General features: G+C 71.8%; 14 protein-coding genes. 10 read left to right on the plus strand and 4 right to left on the minus strand.

The genetic code is table 11. The annotated features are described in order from the left end of the window. Positions 1-5: 5 nt before the first annotated feature. Genes sufC through ACH4TP_RS28090 form a run of 4 tightly spaced genes read left to right on the plus strand, consistent with a single transcriptional unit; the run spans position 6 to position 2,843 of the window. On the plus strand, positions 6-770 hold the full coding sequence (gene sufC, locus ACH4TP_RS28075; protein ID WP_041128637.1) for a Fe-S cluster assembly ATPase SufC: 765 nt from the start codon (positions 6-8) through the stop codon (positions 768-770). After that, positions 767-2,035: a cysteine desulfurase gene (locus ACH4TP_RS28080; RefSeq protein WP_389223574.1), complete on the plus strand. Its 1,269-nt coding sequence runs from the start codon at positions 767-769 to the stop codon at positions 2,033-2,035. The genes sufC and ACH4TP_RS28080 overlap by 4 nt, the downstream gene beginning before the upstream one ends. An 11-nt stretch (positions 2,036-2,046) precedes the next feature. Then, positions 2,047-2,508: a Fe-S cluster assembly sulfur transfer protein SufU gene (gene sufU / locus ACH4TP_RS28085; RefSeq protein ID WP_389223571.1), complete on the plus strand. Its 462-nt coding sequence runs from the start codon at positions 2,047-2,049 to the stop codon at positions 2,506-2,508. Next, positions 2,505-2,843 (plus strand): metal-sulfur cluster assembly factor, encoded by a 339-nt coding sequence (locus ACH4TP_RS28090; protein WP_398439446.1) that lies wholly within the window; start codon positions 2,505-2,507, stop codon positions 2,841-2,843. Before sufU ends, ACH4TP_RS28090 begins: the two co-directional genes overlap by 4 nt. A 55-nt stretch (positions 2,844-2,898) precedes the next feature. Here the strand turns inward: ACH4TP_RS28090 and ACH4TP_RS28095 are convergent, their stop codons facing one another. Further along, positions 2,899-4,032, minus strand: a complete 1,134-nt coding sequence (locus ACH4TP_RS28095; RefSeq protein ID WP_398439447.1) for a hypothetical protein — start codon at positions 4,030-4,032, stop codon at positions 2,899-2,901. Positions 4,033-4,157: 125 nt separating this feature from the next. On the opposite strand from ACH4TP_RS28095, the gene ACH4TP_RS28100 reads away from it, so the two are divergent. Genes ACH4TP_RS28100 through dapD form a run of 3 tightly spaced genes read left to right on the plus strand, consistent with a single transcriptional unit; the run spans position 4,158 to position 6,108 of the window. Next, positions 4,158-4,478, plus strand: coding sequence for a DMT family transporter (locus ACH4TP_RS28100; protein WP_389223565.1), 321 nt, complete (start codon positions 4,158-4,160; stop codon positions 4,476-4,478). Continuing rightward, entirely contained in the window at positions 4,478-5,080 is a 603-nt protein-coding gene (locus ACH4TP_RS28105) for a TetR/AcrR family transcriptional regulator (RefSeq protein WP_389223562.1), read from the plus strand. The genes ACH4TP_RS28100 and ACH4TP_RS28105 overlap by 1 nt, the downstream gene beginning before the upstream one ends. Before the next feature lie 44 nt (positions 5,081-5,124). After that, positions 5,125-6,108, plus strand: a complete 984-nt coding sequence (gene dapD, locus ACH4TP_RS28110) for a 2,3,4,5-tetrahydropyridine-2,6-dicarboxylate N-succinyltransferase (RefSeq protein ID WP_389223559.1) — start codon at positions 5,125-5,127, stop codon at positions 6,106-6,108. Here the strand turns inward: dapD and dapA are convergent, their stop codons facing one another. After that, positions 6,109-6,981 carry a 4-hydroxy-tetrahydrodipicolinate synthase gene (gene dapA, locus ACH4TP_RS28115; protein ID WP_398439448.1) on the minus strand — a complete coding sequence of 291 codons (873 nt, stop codon included), beginning with the start codon at positions 6,979-6,981 and terminating at the stop codon, positions 6,109-6,111. Between the two features lie 134 nt (positions 6,982-7,115). Between dapA and ACH4TP_RS28120 the strand changes: the two genes are divergently transcribed. After that, positions 7,116-7,853: an SDR family NAD(P)-dependent oxidoreductase gene (locus ACH4TP_RS28120; RefSeq protein ID WP_398177319.1), complete on the plus strand. Its 738-nt coding sequence runs from the start codon at positions 7,116-7,118 to the stop codon at positions 7,851-7,853. Here ACH4TP_RS28120 and ACH4TP_RS28125 read toward each other — a convergent pair. Further along, the gene (locus ACH4TP_RS28125) at positions 7,850-8,293 is read right to left on the minus strand and encodes a GNAT family N-acetyltransferase (protein WP_398177315.1); all 444 of its coding nucleotides are present in this window, start codon (positions 8,291-8,293) and stop codon (positions 7,850-7,852) included. The genes ACH4TP_RS28120 and ACH4TP_RS28125 overlap by 4 nt on opposite strands. A 94-nt stretch (positions 8,294-8,387) precedes the next feature. On the opposite strand from ACH4TP_RS28125, the gene ACH4TP_RS28130 reads away from it, so the two are divergent. Continuing rightward, a complete protein-coding gene (locus tag ACH4TP_RS28130; protein WP_398439449.1) occupies positions 8,388-9,098 on the plus strand; it encodes an antibiotic biosynthesis monooxygenase in 711 nt (236 codons plus the stop codon). A gap of 13 nt (positions 9,099-9,111) precedes the next feature. Here ACH4TP_RS28130 and ACH4TP_RS28135 read toward each other — a convergent pair whose 3' ends face one another. Next, the gene (locus tag ACH4TP_RS28135; protein WP_398439450.1) at positions 9,112-10,950 is read right to left on the minus strand and encodes an endonuclease/exonuclease/phosphatase family protein; all 1,839 of its coding nucleotides are present in this window, start codon (positions 10,948-10,950) and stop codon (positions 9,112-9,114) included. Between the two features lie 207 nt (positions 10,951-11,157). On the opposite strand from ACH4TP_RS28135, the gene ACH4TP_RS28140 reads away from it, so the two are divergent. Next, entirely contained in the window at positions 11,158-12,618 is a 1,461-nt protein-coding gene (locus tag ACH4TP_RS28140; RefSeq protein WP_398439451.1) for a hypothetical protein, read from the plus strand. The last annotated feature ends 105 nt before the right edge of the window (positions 12,619-12,723 follow it).

Genomic DNA, 12,723 nt, shown 5'->3' on the forward strand with positions numbered 1-12,723 from the left:
CACCCATGGCTACGCTTGAAATCCACGACCTGCACGTCTCCGTCGAGGCGGAGAACGGCCCCCGCGAGATCCTCAAGGGCGTCGACCTGACCATCAAGCAGGGCGAGACCCACGCCGTCATGGGCCCCAACGGCTCCGGCAAGTCGACCCTGGCGTACTCCCTCGCGGGTCACCCGAAGTACACGGTCACCGGCGGCACCGTCACCCTCGACGGCGAGGACGTCCTGGAGATGTCGGTCGACGAGCGCGCCCGCGCCGGCGTCTTCCTGGCCATGCAGTACCCGGTCGAGGTCCCCGGCGTCTCGGTCTCCAACTTCCTGCGCACCTCCGCCACCGCCGTCCGCGGCGAGGCGCCCAAGCTGCGCACCTGGGTGAAGGAGGTCAAGTCCGCCATGGAGCAGCTCCAGATGGACCCGGCCTTCGCCGAGCGCAACGTCAACGAGGGCTTCTCCGGCGGTGAGAAGAAGCGCCACGAGATCCTCCAGCTGGAGCTCCTCAAGCCGAAGATCGCGATCCTCGACGAGACCGACTCCGGCCTCGACGTCGACGCCCTGCGCATCGTCTCCGAGGGCGTCAACCGCGTCCGCGAGACCGGTGAGGTCGGCACCCTGCTGATCACCCACTACACGCGCATCCTGCGCTACATCAAGCCCGACTTCGTCCACGTGTTCGCGAACGGCCGCATCGTCGAGTCCGGCGGCGCCGAGCTCGCCGACCAGCTGGAGAACGAGGGCTACGACAAGTACGTGAAGGGTGGCGCATCCGCGTGACTTCCGCCCATCAGGGGCTGACCGGCCTCCTCGACACCGAGGCGATCCGCAAGGACTTCCCGCTCCTGGATCGCGTGGTCCACGACGGCAAGAAGATCGTGTACCTCGACTCCGCGGCGACCTCGCAGAAGCCGCGGCAGGTCCTCGACGCGCTCAACGCGTACTACGAGCGTCACAACGCCAACGTCCACCGCGGCGTCTACACGGTCGCCGAGGAGGCGACGGCGCTCTACGAAGGCGCCCGTGACAAGATCGCGGCCTTCATCAACGCGCCGAGCCGCGACGAGGTGATCTTCACCAAGAACGCCTCGGAGTCGCTGAACCTCGTGGCCAACATGCTGGGCTGGGCCGACGAGCCCTACCGCGTGGACCACGAGACCGAGATCGCCATCACGGAGATGGAGCACCACTCCAACATCGTGCCGTGGCAGCTGCTCTCGCAGCGCACGGGCGCGAAGCTGAAGTGGTTCGGCCTCACCGACGACGGCCGCCTCGACCTCTCGAACATCGAGGAGGTCATCACCGAGAAGACCAAGATCGTCTCGTTCACGCTGGTCTCGAACCTGCTGGGCACGATCAACCCGGTGGAGACGATCATCCGCCGCGCCCAGGAGGTCGGTGCCCTCGTCTGCATCGATGCCTCCCAGGCGGCCCCGCACATGGTCCTGGACGTGCAGGCGCTCCAGGCCGACTTCGTGGCCTTCACCGGCCACAAGATGTGCGGCCCGACCGGCATCGGCGTGCTGTGGGGACGGCAGGAGCTCCTGGAGGACCTCCCGCCCTTCCTCGGCGGCGGCGAGATGATCGAGACCGTCTCGATGCACTCCTCGACGTACGCGCCGGCCCCGCACAAGTTCGAGGCGGGTACGCCCCCGATCGCCCAGGCCGTCGGCCTCGGCGCGGCCGTGGACTACCTGTCGGCGATCGGCATGGAGAACATCGCGCGCCACGAGCACGCGATCACCGAGTACGCCGTCCGGCGCCTCCAGGAGGTTCCGGACCTGCGGATCATCGGCCCCACCACGGCCGAGGACCGCGGCGCGGCGATCTCCTTCACGCTGGGCGACATCCACCCGCACGACGTGGGCCAGGTCCTCGACGAGCAGGGCATCGCGGTCCGGGTCGGCCACCACTGCGCGCGGCCGGTCTGCCTGCGGTACGGAATTCCCGCGACCACGCGAGCGTCGTTCTATCTGTACTCCACTCCGGCCGAGGTCGACGCCCTGGTCGAGGGGCTGGAGCACGTCCGTAACTTCTTCGGCTAGGGGAACGGCTCGTGAAGCTGGATTCGATGTACCAGGACGTCATCCTGGACCACTACAAGCACCCGCACGGGCGCGGTCTTCGGGACGGCGACGCCGAGGTGCACCACGTCAACCCGACGTGCGGCGACGAGATCACGCTCCGCGTGAAGTACGACGGCTCGCGCATCGAGGACGTCTCGTACGAGGGCCAGGGCTGCTCCATCAGCCAGGCCTCGGCCTCCGTCCTCAACGAGCTGCTCGTCGGCAAGGAGCTGGCCGAGGCGCAGAGGATCCAGGGCACCTTCCTGGAGCTGATGCAGTCCAAGGGCCAGATCGAGCCGGACGACGCGATGGAGGAGGTCCTGGAGGACGCGGTCGCGTTCGCCGGGGTCTCCAAGTACCCGGCCCGTGTGAAGTGCGCGCTGCTCAGCTGGATGGCGTGGAAGGACGCGACCGCCCAGGCGCTGGGTGACGCGGAGAGGAAGTCGGCATGACCGAGAACGTCGAGGCCACGATGAAGCCGGCCTCCGAGGAAGAAGTCCGTGAGGCGCTGTACGACGTCGTCGACCCCGAGCTGGGCATCGACGTCGTCAACCTGGGCCTGATCTACGGCATCCACATCGACGACTCGAACGTCGCGACGCTGGACATGACCCTGACGTCGGCGGCCTGTCCGCTGACCGATGTGATCGAGGACCAGGCGAAGTCCGCGACGGACGGCATCGTCAGCGAGCTGAAGATCAACTGGGTCTGGATGCCCCCGTGGGGTCCGGACAAGATCACGGACGACGGCCGCGAGCAGCTGCGCGCGCTCGGCTTCAACGTCTGATCGCAGAGGTACGTGGGAACGGCCGCGCCCTTCGGGGCGCGGCCGTTCCCGTTTCTCAGAGCAGACCCGCCGCCCGGGCCAGGTCCGGGGCGAGGTCCTCCTTGCGGATGCGCTGGTCGACGTAGAGCAGGCCGTTGACCAGGGGAGGGAAGGTGCTCTGGATCAGGTAGCCGATCAGCTGGCCCACCATGGTGATCACGATGTAGACCGAGAAGACCGACAGGAGGTCCGAGAGGCCCGGGTGCGCGCCGAGGTCCGCGGCGGCCGCCATGGCGGGGAACAGGCCGATCATGCTGAGCACCTGCTGGATCACCCCGGCCGTGACCGCGGCGATCAGGCCGGCCAGCAGCGAGATGCCGAGGACCGGCCACCAGCGCCCGCGCACGAGCTGCGAGGAGCGCCGCATCGCCCGGATCGGGCCCTGCTTCTCGAAGACCGCGGCCGCGGGGGCCAGACTGAACTTCACCCAGAGCCAGACCACCGGGACGAAGGCCAGCAGGAAGCCCAGGACACCGAAGCCGATGTAGGCGCCGACGGCCTCGTCGCTGTCGCCGGCTCCGGAGGCCGACGCGCCGATCGCGCCGATCGAGAAGAGGATCATCGCCGGCAGGACCGGGACCATGGCGATCAGCCCGGTGAGCAGGCTCGTGCCGATGAGGGCGGGCACCCGGGGGAGCGTCCGGCGCCACACGGAGCCGAAGGTCGCGGGGCGGCCCAGGACCGCGTCCTGGAGGACGGTGAGCATGGCCGCCTGGACGGTCGCGACGGCGAGCACGTAGCCGATCAGGGCGACGGCCACGACGATGACGAAGGCGATGATGAGGGGCCGGATCTCGTGCCACGCCGGTTCCTGGGTGCCGGGCCGGTCGGCCAGGTCCATCAGCTCGCCGAGCTCGTCGGTGACCCCGGACAGGGCGACGACGAAGGCGATGCCGATGAGCAGCGTGTACGCCCCGAAGACCGTCGCGGCCAGACCCATGACGGGCCCCTTGTACCGCCCGATCGTCGACATCGCCCCGCCGAGGATCTCGCCGAGGGTGAGCGGCTTCAGCGGGATCACCCCCGGCTGCGGCGGTGGCGGCGCCCAGCCGCCCCAGCCCGGCATGCCCGGCCCCCCGGGACCGGCCGGACCTCCCGCCGCGCCGCCGTACGCGTCTCCGTAAGGCCCCCACCCCGCGCTGTGCGCCATGCCCCGCTCCCTGTGTCCCGTTCCTGCCCCCGACTGGTGACCGGAACACGGTATAGGGACGGGACATGCCAAGGACACGGGCCCGCAGTGTACGGTCGTACGCATCGCTGTGTACGCTCGTACGCATGGGTTACGGACTGCTCGCGGGCGCCATAGCGGCGGAGATACTCGCCACCACCTCGATGAAGTACAGCGAGGGGTTCAGCAGGCTCTGGCCCTCCGTCGTCACCGGCGCGGGCTACCTCCTCGCCTTCGCGCTCCTCGCCCGGGCGCTCAAGACGCTCCAGGTCGGCACCGCCTACGCCATCTGGTCCGGGGTCGGCACCGCCGCCGTCGCCCTCATCGGCTTCCTCTTCCTCGGCGAGAGCCTGGGGCCCGCCAAGATCGCCGGAATCGTCCTCATCATCGCCGGGGTCGCCGTCCTCAACCTCGGCGGCGCGCACTGATGGCGCGGACCCGGCGGTACGACCCCGCACGGCGCGAGCGGATCGTCGACGCGGCCCTCGCCGTCGTCGGGCGCGCCGGGATCGGCGGTCTCAGCCACCGCACGGTGGCCGCCGAGGCCGATGTGCCGCTCGGCTCCACCACGTACCACTTCGCCTCCCTCGACGAACTGCTCGTCGCGGCGCTCCGCAAGGCCAACGAGGGCTTCGGGCGGCTGCTCCGCGAGCACCCCGCCCTCACCGACCCGGACACCGGTCTCGCCGCCGCGCTCGCCCGGCTCCTGGGGGAGTGGCTGGGCGGCGAACGCGCGCGCGTGGAGCTGGAGTACGAGCTCTACCTCGCCGCCCTGCGCCGCCCCGCCCTGCGCCCGGTCGCCGCCGAGTGGACCGATTCCGTCGTCGCCGTCCTGGCCCACCGCACCGACCCCGTGAGCGCCCGCGCCCTGGTCGCCGTCATGGACGGCATCTGCCTCCAGGTCCTGCTCACCGAAGTCCCCTACGACGAGGACTACGCGCGTGTGATCCTCGCGCGCGTCCTGAACGAAGGACCGAATCCGCCGCTCACGGCCTCGTCGGAACCTCCCGCGGACCCGACCGACACCTGAGACCGGTTGGCCCGGGCGGGGGCCCGCCGGTTAGGTTTTCCGTCATGACCACTGCTCCTCGCACCACCGGCGCCGTCGCCGCCGGCCTCGCCACCATCGCCGGCGACGGCACCGTTCTCGACACCTGGTTCCCCGCCCCCGAGCTGACCGACGCGGCCGGCCCCGCCGGCACCGAGCGCCTCACCCCCGACGAGGCCGTCAACGCCCTCGGCGAGGGCGCCGCCAAGGCCCTCGGCGTGGACGCCCGCCGGGGCGTCGAGGTGGTCGCCGTCCGCACCGTCATCGCCTCGCTCGACGAGAAGCCGATCGACGCCCACGACGCCTACCTGCGCCTCCACCTGCTGAGCCACCGGCTGGTCAAGCCGCACGGCCAGAGCCTGGACGGCGTCTTCGGCCTGCTCGCCAACGTCGCCTGGACCTCGCTCGGCCCGGTCGCCGTCGACGACATCGAGAAGGTCCGGCTCAACGCCCGCGCCGAGGGCCTGCACCTCCAGGTGACCTCGATCGACAAGTTCCCGCGCATGACCGACTACGTCGTGCCCGCCGGGGTCCGCATCGCCGACGCCGACCGCGTCCGCCTCGGCGCCCACCTCGCCGCCGGCACCACCGTCATGCACGAGGGCTTCGTCAACTTCAACGCCGGCACCCTCGGCACCTCCATGGTCGAGGGCCGCATCTCCGCCGGCGTCGTCGTCGGCAACGGCTCCGACATCGGTGGCGGCGCCTCCACCATGGGCACGCTCTCCGGCGGCGGCAACGTCGTCATCTCGATCGGCGAGCGCTGCCTCATCGGCGCCGAGGCGGGCGTCGGCATCGCGCTGGGCGACGAGGTCGTCGTCGAGGCCGGTCTGTACGTCACCGCCGGCACCCGGGTCACCATGCCCGACGGCCAGGTCGTGAAGGCCCGCGAGCTCTCCGGCGCCTCGAACATCCTCTTCCGCCGCAACTCGGTCACCGGCGCCGTCGAGGCCCGCCCGAACAACGCGGTCTGGGGCGGCCTCAACGACATCCTGCACAGCCACAACTGATCAGGCGTCCACCAGCGCCCCGTGCGCTGCCCGCAGCCCGTCGGCCGTCTCCCGGTCGGCGGGCTGCAGCGGTTCGCGCACCGGGCCGCCCAGGAGCGCCTTCGCGGTCACCGTGCCCGGCAGGCCCGAGGCCATCATCAGCTCGACCAGCGGCAGGAGCTCGGCGTTGAGGCGGGCCGCGCCCGCGGTGTCGCCCGCGTCGAAGGCGTCCAGGACCGCGCGCAGCCGGCGCGGCGCCACGTTCGCCACCGTACTGACGTAGCCGGCGCCGCCCACCGCGTACAGCGGGAGGTTCAGCTCCTCGGAGCCCGAGTAGTACGCGAGCCCCGTCTCCGCGATCAGCCGGGCCGAGCCGAGCAGGTCGTTCGCGCAGTCCTTCACCGCCACGATCCGCGGGTGCCGGGCGAGCCGCCGCATCGTCGCGGGCTCGACCCGGGTGCCGGTGCGGCCGGGGATGTCGTAGACCATCACCGGCAGTCCGGTCGCGTCGGCGACCTTCAGGAAGTGCGCCTCGACGGCCGCCTGCGGGGGACGGCTGTAGTACGGGGTGACGACGAGCAGCCCGTCCGCCCCCGCCTCCTCGGCCTGCCGGGCGAGCTCCGCCGTGTGCCGGGTGTCGGCGGTGCCGACGCCCGAGAGGACCGAGGGGCCGGGGCCGACCGCTTCCCGCACCGCGCGGACCAGCGCGGCCTTCTCCGCGTCCGTCGTCGTCGGGGACTCGCCCGTCGTGCCGTTGAGGACCAGGCCGTCGCAGCCCTCCGCGACGAGGCGGGCGGCGAGCCCGCGCGCCGCGTCCAGGTCGAGGCCGCCGGCGGCGTCGAACGGGGTGACCATCGCGCAGAGGGCGCGCCCGAAAGGGCGTTCAGTGTTCATTCGAGAAGTCTGTGTGCGAGTGACCGTGAAGGTCCACTTAGATCTTCTTGGTTCGAGGATTCAGTTTCTGTGAACGATGAGGTCTGGCATGATTCCGGCCGGGTGCGACAGGGGGACATGGAGAGCAGCACAGCATGAGCGAACAGCGCGTCGCACTCGTCACCGGTTCGTCCTCCGGCATCGGAGCCGCCGTCGCCCGACGGCTCGCCGACGCCGGCTACCGGGTCGTCGTCAACTCCGGGCGGTCGGTCGAGGCGGGCAGGGCCCTCGCCGCCGAACTGCCGGACGCCGTCTACGTCCAGGCCGACGTCTCCGACGAGGCGCAGGCCACGGGGCTCGTCGCGGCGGCCGTGGAGGCGTACGGACGGCTCGACCTGCTCGTCAACTGCGCGGGCACCACCCGGTTCATCCCGCACGACGACCTCGAAGCCGCCTCGCCCGAGGTCTGGCGCCACCTCTACGACGTCAACGTCATCGGCGTCTGGCAGACCGTCACCGCCGCCGTCCCGCACCTGCGTAAGACCCGCGGCGCCATCGTGAACATCTCCTCCCAGGCCGGAGTCCGGCCGGGCGGCAGCTCCATCCCGTACGCCGTCTCCAAGGCGGCCGTCAACCACATGACGAAGCTCCTCGCCAAGACCCTCGGCCCCGACATCCGCGTCAACGCGGTCGCGCCCGGCCTCGTCGACACCCCCTGGTTCGACGGGGTGGAGGGCGCCGAGGCCGCCAAGGAGCACGTGGCCGGGGTCGTCCCGCTGCGTCGGGTCGGCCGTCCCGAGGACATCGCCGGGGCCGTCCTCGACGTGGCCCACTCCTCGTACGTCACCGGCGAGGTGCTCCTCGTCGACGGAGGGGGCCACCTGCTGGGCTAAAGGGGCAGCTTGAAGCCGTCGTGGCTGCGGGCGAAGCCCAGGGAGGCGTAGAAGCGGTGGGCGTCCGTCCGCTGCTTGTTGCTGGTCAGTTGGACGAGGGCGCAGCCGCGCTCCCTCGCCCGCGCCACGGCCCGCTCCATCAGCTCCCGGCCGAGCCCGCCGCCCCGACGGTCGGCCCTGATCCGGACCGCCTCGATCAGAGCCCGCTCGGCGCCGCCCTTGCCGAGCCCCGGGACGTACGTGGCCTGGAGGCAGCCCAGGACGAGGTCCCCGTCCACCAGGACGAGCATCTCGTTGCGCGGATCGGCCTCGATGGCGGCGAAGGCCCGCTCGTACGCCTCGGTGACCACGACCGACGCGGGGTCCACGACCCTGTCCTCGTCGGCGAGCAGGGCGAGGACGGAGGGCAGTTCGGCGCGGGTGGCGGGGCGAAGGATCATGGCGCGAAGTCTCCCACGGCGAAGCCCCTTGACCTCAAGCATGGTTGAGGGAGGACGGTGGAGCCACGGACCCCCGAGGAACAGGAGCCCCTCCGTGAACGCCGTCGCCCGCCCCGGCCACCGCCCCGACCTCCACCGCCCCGGCCTCGGCGCCGTCCTGGCCAGCACCTGGCGGGTCGCCACCCCCGAGCGCCAGCGCGCCGCCGTCGACGCCATCCGCAAGGCCTGGGAGAGCCGGGAATGGCCCGACCTGGGGCTGCTCTCGTACAGCGTCTACCTCGGCACGGACGGGGACACGCTCCTCCACTACTCGCAGTGGACCGAGCAGCAGGCCTACGACGACTTCGTCCGCACCTACCGCGACGACCGGAACGCCGAGATCGACGCGGCCGTCCCCGGCATCGAGCGGGTGGTGCTGCACCGCTACGCGCCGCCGCACCGCAGCGCCGTCCTCGGCGCGGAGAGCGCCGGAGCGGTGCCCGGGGCGATCGCGGTCGTCGAGGCCGACTTCGACGGGCCGGACGCCGGGCGGCAGGAGGCCTGGGTGGAGGCCGTGCTCGCCGCGCTGGAGGACGACCAGGGGAAGCGCCCGGCGCGCGGCGGGATCGGCGCGCACTTCCACCGGTCCGTGGACGGCACCCGCGTCCTGAACCTCGCCGAGTGGGAGAGCGAGCAGGCCCACGCCGCATGGCAGGCCGAGGTCCCGCTCGGCGAGGCCTGGCGGCGGGTGCGGGCGTACCCGGGGCTCGTCGGCAGCCGGGTACGGCGGTACACGCCCGCTCTGAGCCTCGAAGCGGGCGTGTGACCGTCCTCGCGTCCTACGGGCGGAAGCGCAGCACCTGCGGGTCGTGGTCGCTGTTCTGGTCCGCGAACTCCGCGTTGATGTGCACGGAGTCGTACTCGAAGTGGTGCACGCCGGGGCTGGTCAGGATCTGGTCGAGGACCTGGCTGTTGCCCTGGTACACGTACGAGTAGCGCTCGCTCTCCGGCAGCGACAGCATGGCCGGGTACAGCGTGCCGCCGTCGGTCATCGCCCGCGTCGTCCCGGAGAACTCGAAGTCGTTCATGTCACCGACCACGAGCACGTCCGCCTGCTTGTCGACGGCCTCGATCTGCTTGACGAAGGTGTTGACGGCCTGCGCCTGGAGCAGCCGCTTGACCTCGGAGGAACGGTTCGGCGGCTGGTGGTGCGAGACGATCGACTCGTCGCCGCCCTTCGAGGTGAGGTGGTTGGCGATCACGAAGACCGTGCGGCCGCGGAAGACGAACTCGCCCGCGAGCGGCTTGCGGCTGGACTCCCAGGCGGTGTTCGCCGGGTCGATGCGGCCGGGGGAGAGGGTCAGCGCGGCGCGGCCCTTGGTGCCCGTCACGGCGGTGGCGGTGGTCGCGTCGCCGCCCGCGCGGTCCGTGAAGGAGACCCGCTCGGGGTTGAAGAGGAAGACCTGACGGATGTTGCCGCCGGGCTCGCCGCCGTCCTTGCCGTTCTGCGGGTCGATCGAGCGCCAGTCGTACGCCGGTCCGCCGGCCGCCACGATCGCGTCGGTGAACTTCTTCACCGTCACGTCGGCGGCGACCGTGCCGTCGTTCTTGGCGCCGTTGTTGTCCTGGATCTCCTCCAGGGCGACGATGTCGGGCGAGGAGAGGTTCTCGACGACCGCCTTCGCGAGCGCGTCGAACTTCTCCTGCGGGTCGGTCGGGTCGAGGTTCTCGACGTTGTACGTCGCCACGGCCAGCTCGTTCTTGTGCTGCTTGTCCGTGACCTCGCGCTCCAGGCCGCCCTCCTCCAGGGTGCCGAGGGTGCGCGCGGTCAGCGTGTAGCCGCCGAACTGGTTGAAGTCGAGCGGGCCCTCGGTGGTGCCGGTCAGCCGGTCGCCGACGTTCGCCTTGGGGAAGGGCTGCTGGGCCAGCGGGGTCAGCGACTGGATCTGGAGCCGGCCGGTGTTCTGGGACTCGTACGAGCCGTAGACCGTGCCGCCGCGCTCGTTGTCGTTCTCCCAGGGCTTCACCGTCACCCAGAGCTCCGCGTACGGGTCGGTGGCGCCGACCACCCGCGAGGAGTCGATCCGGACGTTCATGCCCTCCAGGGACTCGTAGTAGTCCAGGGCGTACGTCTCGGGGTCGAGCTCCAGGCCGTTGATCGAGCCGCCGGCGGCCGGGTCGCCCTCGGGGGCGTACGCGTCGGGGACGGACCAGCCGGAGATCGTCACCGGGGCCGGGACGGCGTTGCCCTTCGAGACGACGGTGACGACGGGCTTGGAGATCTGGGTGAGGGACTGGTTGCCCGAGTTCAGGCCGCCGGGGACGTACTCGGTGACGGTGCCCTTCACGCTGACCGCGTCGCCGACGGAGACGGTCGGGACGGAGCTGGTGAAGACGAAGATGCCCTCGCTGGTGGCCTGGTTGTCATCGGCGTCCGGATCCTGGATCCAGAATCCACGCGAGCCGTACGTACGGACGCCGGTGACGATGCCCGTCACGCCGGTGACCTGCTTGCCGACGAGGGGGGAGACGCGCGTCGTGCCCTGGATGTCGTGGACGCGGACGCCGGCGGCGGCGTCCTCCGCGGCGGCGCTCGCCGGACCCGCGAGCAGACCGGCGGCGAGGGCGGAGGCGACGACGGCGGAGACCGCGGCGAATCTCGGTATGGAGGAAGACATCAGAGGCTCCGAGGGTGCTTGGAGGAACGGCAGATGGATCTACGCGCGTCAATCTCTTGTGAGAGCGGTGCACTTGTCAAGAGTCGACGGGTGTACGAAGGCTGACGGCGCCGTGAACCGACGGACGGGGTCCCGGATGCGTCTACCCTGAGGACCGCTCTCCGAGCCCCTTCCACCTTCACCCCACGCGCCGAGGAGACCCCCCAGATGTCGGAGCACCCCACCCTTCCCCCCGTTCGGCTGCGTGCGGACGCGGAGCTGGCGCGGGACGCCCTGGCCGCCCCCCTCCTCGCCCAGGCGGTGAGGCTCGCCCGCTGGGCCGGGCCCGACACCCGGGTCGACGCGGGCGGCGAACTCGTCGACGAGCAGCTCCCCGAGGCCGCCGAGGTCCTCGGCCTCGGCGACGACGAGGACGGCGAGACCTGGGCCGGCGACGCCTGGCGGCTCGCCGTCGACACCGGACTCGTCGCCGTCGAGGACGGCACGGAGGACGAGGAGGGCGAGACCCCCGGGCGCGCCGCGCCCGGCGAGAACCTCGCGCTGGTCACGGGCGGTTCGCCGCAGGACGTCCTCGGGCTCTGGCTGGACGGCTTCGACGCCGTCTTCGCCGACGCCGTCGCCCCCGTCCTCGACGACCTGGACGCCCTCGTCGGCGAGGACGGCGAGATCGACTTCGACGCCCTCGACTGGGACCCCGAGGCCGAGGCCGAGTTCCTGGAGGCCGTCCTCGGCAACCTCTACCTGCTGACCGTCAGCGAGGGCGGCGCCGGCGAAGGCCCCGTACCGCTGCCCGCGCTCGCCGCGTCGATGGTCGTCCCCGACGACATGGGCGAGCCCACCGACGACGTCCTGGAGCAGGTCTCCGACGCGATGATGCGGCTCGACGAGCAGTTCCGGCTGCTCGAACCGATCGGGCTCGTCGAGTACCAGCCCGTCGACGAGGCCCTGATGGCCGAGGAGGGCGAGGAGCCCGCGCCGCCCCTCGACGACGAGGACGTCACCCGCTACGGCATGGTCCGGCTCACCCCGCTCGGGCTCTACGGCGTCCGCGCCCGGATGCTGGAGGCCGGTGTCGACGCGCCCGCCGTCGGCGACCTCGCGGACAAGGGCGCCGACGCCCTCCTCGACGGGATCGCCGGCTACCCCCAGGCCGCGGCCCGCGAGGAGACCGCCGCGTGGCTGGCCGGCCGCGACGCGCTCGGCGCGGCCCGCGAACTGCTGCACGCCGCCCGGGGCGCCGACGCCGGCTCCCCGCTCCGCCGCCTCCACTGCCAGCAGACCCTCTCCCTGGTGGGCGCCGAGGCGGAGCCCGCCGTACGGGAGGTCCTGGACGACGCCGAACTCGGCGGGCTCGCCCGGGTCTGGCTCGCCGAGCACGGCGCGGCGGACGTCCCCGCCCCGCCGGAGTCCATGGTCTTCTGGCTTGCCATCGACACGATCGCGGCCCAGCTCGACTCGGACGGCGACCTGGCGGAGCTCCAGGAGCTGATCGAGGGCCTCACCGGCCGCCACGGCGGCTTCTTCGAGGCGGCCTGGCGGGTGCAGCACCCGGCGACCGCCGAGGTCCTGGAGGCCATGGGCCGCCTGCACCGCGACAAGGCCGTGGCGAAGGAAGCCCGCAAGGCGGCCTTCAAGGCCCGCTCCCGACAGGGGGCTTCGGGGGCCTGACGCGGGGGCGCCGATGCCGGGGGAGTCGGGCTCCTGGCGCGGGGCGCCGATGCCGGGAGAGTCGGGCTCCTGATGCGGGGTCACCGATGCCGGGAGAGTCGGGCT

Origin of the sequence: Streptomyces sp. NPDC021012 (assembly GCF_044333355.1) — a bacterium.
In the GTDB taxonomy this organism is placed as follows: Bacteria; Actinomycetota; Actinomycetes; order Streptomycetales; family Streptomycetaceae; genus Streptomyces.

Excerpts from the sequence above, each read along its gene's own strand:
- ACH4TP_RS28120 (WP_398177319.1), top strand. The coding sequence starts at position 7,116 with ATGAGCGAACAGCGCGTCGCACTCGTCACCGGTTCGTCCTCCGGCATC.
- ACH4TP_RS28090 (WP_398439446.1), top strand. The coding sequence starts at position 2,505 with ATGACCGAGAACGTCGAGGCCACGATGAAGCCGGCCTCCGAGGAAGAA.
- ACH4TP_RS28105 (WP_389223562.1), top strand. The coding sequence starts at position 4,478 with ATGGCGCGGACCCGGCGGTACGACCCCGCACGGCGCGAGCGGATCGTC.
- ACH4TP_RS28100 (WP_389223565.1), top strand. The coding sequence starts at position 4,158 with ATGGGTTACGGACTGCTCGCGGGCGCCATAGCGGCGGAGATACTCGCC.
- ACH4TP_RS28125 (WP_398177315.1), bottom strand. The coding sequence starts at position 8,293 with ATGATCCTTCGCCCCGCCACCCGCGCCGAACTGCCCTCCGTCCTCGCC.
- ACH4TP_RS28095 (WP_398439447.1), bottom strand. The coding sequence starts at position 4,032 with ATGGCGCACAGCGCGGGGTGGGGGCCTTACGGAGACGCGTACGGCGGC.
- dapD (WP_389223559.1), top strand. The coding sequence starts at position 5,125 with ATGACCACTGCTCCTCGCACCACCGGCGCCGTCGCCGCCGGCCTCGCC.
- ACH4TP_RS28135 (WP_398439450.1), bottom strand. The coding sequence starts at position 10,950 with ATGTCTTCCTCCATACCGAGATTCGCCGCGGTCTCCGCCGTCGTCGCC.
- sufC (WP_041128637.1), top strand. The coding sequence starts at position 6 with ATGGCTACGCTTGAAATCCACGACCTGCACGTCTCCGTCGAGGCGGAG.
- ACH4TP_RS28140 (WP_398439451.1), top strand. The coding sequence starts at position 11,158 with ATGTCGGAGCACCCCACCCTTCCCCCCGTTCGGCTGCGTGCGGACGCG.
- dapA (WP_398439448.1), bottom strand. The coding sequence starts at position 6,981 with ATGAACACTGAACGCCCTTTCGGGCGCGCCCTCTGCGCGATGGTCACC.